The organism is Longimicrobiaceae bacterium (assembly GCA_035936415.1).
In the GTDB taxonomy this organism is placed as follows: domain Bacteria; phylum Gemmatimonadota; class Gemmatimonadetes; order Longimicrobiales; family Longimicrobiaceae; genus JAFAYN01.
Genome location: DASYWD010000394.1, coordinates 1 through 6,499, shown reverse-complemented (window position 1 = coordinate 6,499; position 6,499 = coordinate 1). Strand labels below are relative to the sequence as shown.

General features: G+C 72.3%; 9 protein-coding genes. 6 read left to right on the top strand and 3 right to left on the bottom strand.

Features of this window, described 5'->3' with window-relative positions; translation table 11 throughout:
- From VGR37_16020 to VGR37_16005, 4 genes are all read left to right on the top strand, one after another.
- Positions 1-670 (top strand): FAD:protein FMN transferase (locus tag VGR37_16020; GenBank protein ID HEV2148913.1); only part of this gene is annotated, 670 nt, incomplete at its 5' end.
- Positions 651-2,036 carry a hypothetical protein gene (locus VGR37_16015; GenBank protein HEV2148912.1) on the top strand — a complete coding sequence of 462 codons (1,386 nt, stop codon included), beginning with the start codon at positions 651-653 and terminating at the stop codon, positions 2,034-2,036. The genes VGR37_16020 and VGR37_16015, both read left to right, overlap by 20 nt.
- 7 nt (positions 2,037-2,043) lie before the next feature.
- The gene (locus tag VGR37_16010) at positions 2,044-2,622 is read left to right on the top strand and encodes an FMN-binding protein (GenBank protein HEV2148911.1); all 579 of its coding nucleotides are present in this window, start codon (positions 2,044-2,046) and stop codon (positions 2,620-2,622) included.
- The gene (locus VGR37_16005; protein HEV2148910.1) at positions 2,619-3,110 is read left to right on the top strand and encodes a hypothetical protein; all 492 of its coding nucleotides are present in this window, start codon (positions 2,619-2,621) and stop codon (positions 3,108-3,110) included. The genes VGR37_16010 and VGR37_16005 overlap by 4 nt, the downstream gene beginning before the upstream one ends.
- Before the next feature lie 19 nt (positions 3,111-3,129).
- Here the strand turns inward: VGR37_16005 and VGR37_16000 are convergent, their stop codons facing one another.
- The 3 genes from VGR37_16000 to VGR37_15990 all read right to left on the bottom strand — a co-directional run bounded on the left by VGR37_16000 (position 3,130) and on the right by VGR37_15990 (position 5,624).
- Positions 3,130-3,783, bottom strand: coding sequence for a DsbA family oxidoreductase (locus VGR37_16000; protein HEV2148909.1), 654 nt, complete (start codon positions 3,781-3,783; stop codon positions 3,130-3,132).
- Between the two features lie 53 nt (positions 3,784-3,836).
- The gene (locus VGR37_15995) at positions 3,837-4,919 is read right to left on the bottom strand and encodes an alkene reductase (GenBank protein ID HEV2148908.1); all 1,083 of its coding nucleotides are present in this window, start codon (positions 4,917-4,919) and stop codon (positions 3,837-3,839) included.
- Between the two features lie 123 nt (positions 4,920-5,042).
- Positions 5,043-5,624: a TetR/AcrR family transcriptional regulator gene (locus VGR37_15990; GenBank protein HEV2148907.1), complete on the bottom strand. Its 582-nt coding sequence runs from the start codon at positions 5,622-5,624 to the stop codon at positions 5,043-5,045.
- Positions 5,625-5,790: 166 nt separating this feature from the next.
- Between VGR37_15990 and VGR37_15985 the strand changes: the two genes are divergently transcribed.
- Positions 5,791-6,276 carry a MarR family transcriptional regulator gene (locus VGR37_15985; protein HEV2148906.1) on the top strand — a complete coding sequence of 162 codons (486 nt, stop codon included), beginning with the start codon at positions 5,791-5,793 and terminating at the stop codon, positions 6,274-6,276.
- 37 nt (positions 6,277-6,313) lie between these two features.
- On the top strand, positions 6,314-6,499 hold a 186-nt coding region (locus VGR37_15980), incomplete at its 3' end, for a hypothetical protein (protein HEV2148905.1).

Here is a 6,499-nt window from a genome sequence, read left to right as displayed (position 1 = left end):
GGGGCGCCGGCCCGGCGAGGCGGCGCTCCGGCGGGCCCGGTCGGCGAGCGGCTGGGACCGCTTCGAGGTGGACGCCATGGCGGGGACCGTGGTCCGGCGCGACTCGCTGGCCTGGATCGACACCGGGGCGTTCGGGAAGGGGGCGGCGCTGCGGGGGGTGCGGCGGGTCCTGGAGCGGGAGGGGGTCCGCGCCGCCCTCTTCGACTTCGGCGGGCAGCTCCTCGCCGTGGGTACGCCCCCGGGAGAGGGCGCCTGGCCGGTGGCCGTGGCGCACCCGGCCCGGCGCCGGGAGCCCTTCGCGGAGCTGCGCCTTCGCGACCGCTCCGTCTCCACCAGCTCCGCCTCCGAGCGGTGGGTGGAGGAGAGCGGGGAGCGCCTGGGGCACATCCTCGACCCCCGCACCGGGCGCCCCGTGCCGGCCTGGGGGAGCGTCACCGTGGTCGCGGAGGATGCCTTTGCGGCGGACGCCGTCTCCACCGCGCTCTTCGTGATGGGCCCGGAGGAGGGGATGCGCTGGGCGAAGGAAAGGACGGACGTCGGCGTGCTCTTCCTGGTGGAGCGCGGCGGCGCGGTTGAGGCCCGCTGGAACGCGGGGCTGGAGCCCTTCCGCACAGGGCGGGAGGGGATGATCGACATTCAAGGGAGACCCGATGCTCGCTCGGTTCCGTAAGACACTCGCACTGGGCGCGGCACTGTCCGCGCTGGCGCTTTCCGCCCCGGCCGGGGCCCAGGAGAACCCGCAGGCCCGTATCGACCGCCTGCAGCGCGAGGTGGAAGAGCTGCGCCGCGCCGTGGCGCGGCAGGACACCGCCGACGTAGCCGCGCTGCGCAGGCAGATCGAGGCGATCACCCGCGAGATCGAGGAGATGAAGCTGGGCCGCGAGGTGGCCGCCGTCGCCGCCGATACCAGCATCTACGGGCTCGCCCCGGCGGCCTCCAAGGTGTACCGGGTGCAGCAGGGCGTCTCGGTCGGCGGGTACGGCGAGTTCCTGTACGAGAACTTCTCCGAGGAGCGGGAGAACGGCGCCCCCTCCAACGCCGTGGACCAGTTCGACGCGCTCCGCGCGATCCTGTACTTCGGCTACAAGTTCAACGACCGGCTGATCTTCAACTCCGAGCTGGAGTGGGAGCACGGGAGCACCAGCCAGGGCGGCGAGGCTTCCATCGAGTTCGCGTACCTGGACTACATCCTCTCTCCCGCACTCGGGGTTCGCGCCGGGCTCCTGCTGAGCCCGCTGGGGCTCACCAACGAGCTGCACGAGCCCCCCATCTTCCTTGGGACCACGCGGCCGCTCACCGAGTCCGTGATCATCCCCACCACCTGGCGCGCCAACGGGGCCGGGATCTTCGGCGACGCGGGGCCGTTCTCGTACCGGGCGTACCTCATGACCACGCTGGACGCGGTGGGCGGGGGCACCTCGCGTGCGGGCGGCTTCAGCGCGGGCGGGCTGCGCGGCGGCCGGCAGAAGGGCGCGCGCGAGATGGCCGAGAACTTCGGGGGCGTCGCCCGCGTCGACTTCGTCGGCGTCCCGGGCGTGCTGGTGGGCGGCTCGGCCTTCCTGGGGAACACCGCCCAGGGGCGGGAGCTCCCCACCGGCGAGGAGGTCGAGGGGCGGCTGACCATCTGGGAGGCGCATGCGGACGTCAAGCTCCGCGGCCTGGACCTGCGGGCCCTCTACGCCGTCGCCACGCTGGACGACGTGGCCGAGCTGAACCGGCTGCGCAACCTCACCGGGAGCCAGTCCATCGGCGAGCGGCTCACGGGCGGCTACGTGCAGGCGGGGTACGACGTGCTCAACTTCGTGGACACCGAGCACCAGCTCGTCCCCTACTTCCGCTGGGAGCGGGTGAACACGCAGGACCGCGTCCCCGCCGGCTTCAGCATCAACCCGGCCACCGACCGCGGCGTCTTCGCCCTCGGCGCCATGTGGAAGCCGATCCCGGCGGTGAGCGTGAAGGGGGACTACCAGATGCACAGCAACGAGGCGGACACCGGTGTCAACCAGTTCAATGTCAACATCGCCTACCTGTTCTAGAGGGTCCGTGCTCCGCCGCGCGGCGGGGCTCGCCCTGGCCGCGCTCGCGCTCCTCGCCGCCTCCCCGGAAGGGGGGGCGGCGCAGGTGCTCATGAGCCAGCAGGAGGCGCTGGCGCTCGCCTTCCCCGCCCCCGCGCAGGTGGAGCGGCGCACCGCGTTCCTGGACGCGCGCCAGGCGGAGGCGGCGAGCCGGCTCGCGGGGCGCGGGGTGGAGGTGAAGCCCGGGGTGGTGACGTACTACGTCGGCCGCCGCGGCAGCACCCCGCTGGGGGTGGCGTACTTCGACGTGCACCGCGTCCGCACCCTCCCGGAGGTGGTGATGGTGGTGGTCACCCCCGACGAGCGGATCGAGCGGATCGAGGTGCTGAAGTTCGCGGAGCCGCCCCAGTACCGGGCGCCGGACGGCTGGCTGGCCCAGGTGGAGGGGAAGCGCCTCTCTCCCGACCTGGCGGTGGGGCGCGGCGTGGTGAACATGACCGGCGCCACGCTCACCGCCGACGCCGTCGTGGCGGCGTCGCGGCGGGTGCTCGCGCTGCACCGCACCATCGGCGCGTCCGGCGCGCCCCGGCCGGCGGAGCGGAAGTGAACCGGTTCGAGAAGTGGTCCGTCTGGAGCACCACCGCCGCCACCTTCCTGACCGGCGCCGGCTTCTTCTGGGCCAAGTACCTAGTGGAGGCGCGCGACCCCTGGGCGGTGGTGAACCACCCGCTGCAGCCCTGGTTCCTCAAGGCGCACATCCTGGTGGCGCCGCTCATGGTCTTCGCGGTGGGGATGATCGCCACGCGGCACGTATGGCGGCACTTCCGCAGCGGGATGCCGCACGGGCGGCGCAGCGGGATCCTGACGGCCGCCACGCTCGGCCCCATGGTGCTCACCGGCTACCTGATCCAGGCGATCACCCACGTCGGCTGGCTCCGGGCCATGGCGATCTCCCACATCGTCGTGGGGACGCTGTTCGTGCTGGGAATGGCGCTGCACCAGCCCGTGGTGCGGCACATGAAGCGGGAGGCACGCGGGGGCGGCGCGTCCCGCCGCATACCCGCCCAGCGCCGCGCCCCCCGTGCCACGGTCTGACCGCCGCCGGGGAGTGCCGCTAGCCAGCTTCCTCCAGCACCCGTTCGGCGACCCGGCGTAGCTCCTCCACCGGCTGCGCGCCCACGGCGGCGTAGCGCTCGTCGAAGACGAAGGTGGGCGTCCCGGTGATCCCCAGCCGGTGCGCGGTCGCGGTGGTCTCCGCCAGCGCCCCCTCGTAGCGCCCCTCCCGCAGCGCCTTCTCCATCCGCTCGGCGTCCACCCCGCTCTCCCGCGCGACCTCCCCCACCACGGCCGGGTCTCCCAGGTCACGCCCCTCCCCGAAGTAGGCGCGGAAGAGGGCGTCGTGGAACTCCGGGAAGCGCTCCGGCTCCTCCGCCTGCACGTACGCGCTCGCCACCAGCGCGCGATGCGTGTTGGCGACCTTCCCGAGGCTCGTGATCTCCAGCCCCTCGCGCGCGGCCTCCCGCCGCAGGTGCTCCACCATCCTCTCCCACTGCTCCCGCGGGTAGGGAAGGGCCGAGACCGGCATCCCCTCCTCCGGCACCTCGGGATGGATCTCGAAGGGCTTCCACTCCACCCGCAGCTCCGCCCGATCCCCCAGCTCCTCGCGTAGCCGGTCCAGCCTCCCGCTCCCGATGTAGCACCAGGGACAGGTGTAGTCGCTGTACACCGACACCCGCAGGACCGGGCGCTCCGTCGTCGGTTCCGTCATCCGTCCTCCATTGCGCGGGGCCCGCCCACCGGGCGGGCCCCCTGGTGTGCGGCTCAGCGCCCGGCGCTCTCCAGCGCGGGGTAGTCGACGTACCCCCCCGCGCCCCCTCCGTAGAAGGTGGACGGGTCGGGCTCGTTCAGCTCCGCGTCCTCCCGGAAGCGCTCCACCAGGTCGGGGTTGGCGAGGTAGAGCCGCCCGAAGGCGATCAGGTCGGCCTCCCCCGACCGCAGCGCCTCCTCCGCCGACTCGCGGGTGTACTCCCCGTTGCTCATCAGCGTCCCCTTGAAGACGGGGCGCAGCAGCTCGGTCGGGGTCCGCTCGCCCAGTCCCCGGGGGGCGTTGGACTGCGAGGTGTTCACCACGTGGAGGTACGCCAGCCCGAAGCGGTTCAGCTCCCGCGCCGCGTGGGTGAAGGTCTCCGCCGGGTCCTCGTCGCTCATGTCGTTGAAGGTCCCCCCGGGAGAGAAGCGCACTCCCACGCGGTCGGCTCCCCAGACGTCCACCGCCGCCTCCGTGACCTCCAGGAGGAGGCGCACCCGCCCCTCCACGGAGCCCCCGTAGCGGTCGGTGCGCTGGTTGGTCCCGCTCTGCAGGAACTGGTCGATCAGGTACCCGTTGGCCCCGTGCACCTCCACCCCGTCGAAGCCGGCCCGCCTGGCGTTCTCCGCCCCGCGCCGGAACTGCTCCACCACCTCCCGGACCTCATCGGTCGTGAGCGCGCGGGGCGTCTCGAAGGGCTTCAGCCCCTCGGAGGTGAAGGCCTGGCCCGCGGGGCGGATGGCCGACGGCGCCACCGGCAGCTCCCCGCCGTGGAAGGAGGAATGCGAGATCCGCCCCACGTGCCAGAGCTGCAGGAAGATGCGCCCGCCTTCCGCGTGTACCGCGTCGGTGACCTTGCGCCACCCCTCTACCTGCGCCTCGGAGTGGATCCCCGGGGTCTCCGGGTAGCCCTGGCCCAGTGGGGTGACCTGCGTCGCCTCCGAGATGATCAGCCCGGCCCCGGCGCGCTGCGCGTAGTAGGTGGCGTTCAGCTCTCCCGGGACGGTGCCGGCGGCGCGGTTGCGGGTGAGCGGCGCCATGACCAGCCGGTTGGGAAGGTGCAGGGGGCCGAGACGATAGGGTTCAAACAGCTCCATGGTCGTTGTCCTTTCGGGTTCATGCACGCGGGTCAGGCCTCGCCGCGCGCGGGATAGTCGTTGTCGAGGACGAAGTCGCTGTAGCGTGTTCTGGAATGATCGTTCAAGAATGGTGCCAAAAAATCAGCCCACCACGCGGAGGGTCACGTCCACCACGTCCCGCAGCGTCCCACGCTCCGCGCCCGACCGGGCCAGGACGCGAAGCCCCTGGATGCTGCTGGTGAGGAAGCGCGCCACCGCCCGCGGGTCCAGGTCGCCGCCGAACTCCCCGTGCTCCCGGGCCCGGGTGAGCGCCGTGCAGAACGCCTCCTCCACCCGCCCGAAGGCCGCTGCCACCCGGGCGGCCACGCGGGGATCGCGGGGGGCGAGCTCCACGGCCGAGTTGGTGGTCAGACACCCCCGCCGGGGAGAGCAGGAGGCGGCCTCCTGCACCACCTCGTCGAAGATGCGGCGCAGCACCTCCCGGAGCGCTCCCTCCTCTTCCAGGCGCTCCACCACGCGGCTCACCCACACCCGCTCGTAGCGGTCCAGCGCGGCCAGGAAGAGAGCGTGCTTGTCGCCGAAGGTGTCGTACAGGCTCCCCCGGTGGATCCCCATGGCCTCCACCAGGTCCTGCATGGAGGTGGCTTCGTAGCCGTGCGTCCAGAACGCCTCCAGCGCCCGGTCGAGCACCTCGTCGCGATCGAACTCCTTGGGTCGTGGCATCCTGGATCCCGGGAAGGGGTTTTCGCACCCAATCTGCCGACTAGGTGCCGGGCCATCAAGGCTCCGCCCCCGGGAAACGACTGTTTTCAGAACGTTCAGTATTGACTTAATGTTCTGAACGCGATAGCTTGCTGCCCGATCGAGGCGACCCGAACCCGGAGCGGTGATGCACCAGGCTGCACAGAACTTCGTCGAGCGGATGGGGCTGATGATGGAGGCCGATGGCCTTCCGCGGAGCGCGGGGAGGATCTTCGGCTTCCTGCTGCTGGCCGAGACCCCCTTCTCGCTGGACGAGATGGCCGAGCAGCTCCAGGTGAGCAAGGCCTCGGTGAGCACCAACGCCCGGCTCCTGGAGCAGGTGGGGCTGCTGGACCGCATCAGCGCCCCGGGCGACCGGCGCGACTTCTACCAGATGCGCCCGGACGCCTGGGAGCGGATGCTGGAGGTGGCGCGGAAGCGCTGGGAGACCATGCGGAGCGTCCTGGTGGAGGGCGAGGCCACCCTCCCCCCGGAGATGGAGGGCGCCCGCGCCCGCCTGGCCGAGGCCGCGCGCTTCCACGCCTTCCTGCTGGAGGAGGGCGACACGCTGGTGGACCGGTGGCGTGCGGGGCGTGCCGCGGAGGTCCCCGCGCCGGAGCGCAGGGTCTCGTAGGGGAAGCCGTTCCAGAACACTTTCCATTGCCGGATAGATGACGCGAAACGCAGGGTGGAGGCATGGTTGGCGCGGCGCGGCCGCTTCGGCGGCCGCGGTGGCGCTCTGCGCGGGAACGCTGGGGGCGCAGACCCCGCAGCCCCGCGCGCTCTCGCTGACCGAGGCGCTGGGGATCGCCGCGTCCGCCAGCGAGCAGGTGGAGATCGCGCGCGCCGGGGTGACC

What these genes read in the sequence shown, in the direction of transcription:
- VGR37_15985 (HEV2148906.1), top strand. Translation starts at nt 5,791, where the DNA reads ATGCACCAGGCTGCACAGAACTTCGTCGAGCGGATGGGGCTGATGATG.
- VGR37_16015 (HEV2148912.1), top strand. Translation starts at nt 651, where the DNA reads ATGCTCGCTCGGTTCCGTAAGACACTCGCACTGGGCGCGGCACTGTCC.
- VGR37_16000 (HEV2148909.1), bottom strand. Translation starts at nt 3,783, where the DNA reads ATGACGGAACCGACGACGGAGCGCCCGGTCCTGCGGGTGTCGGTGTAC.
- VGR37_15995 (HEV2148908.1), bottom strand. Translation starts at nt 4,919, where the DNA reads ATGGAGCTGTTTGAACCCTATCGTCTCGGCCCCCTGCACCTTCCCAAC.
- VGR37_15990 (HEV2148907.1), bottom strand. Translation starts at nt 5,624, where the DNA reads ATGCCACGACCCAAGGAGTTCGATCGCGACGAGGTGCTCGACCGGGCG.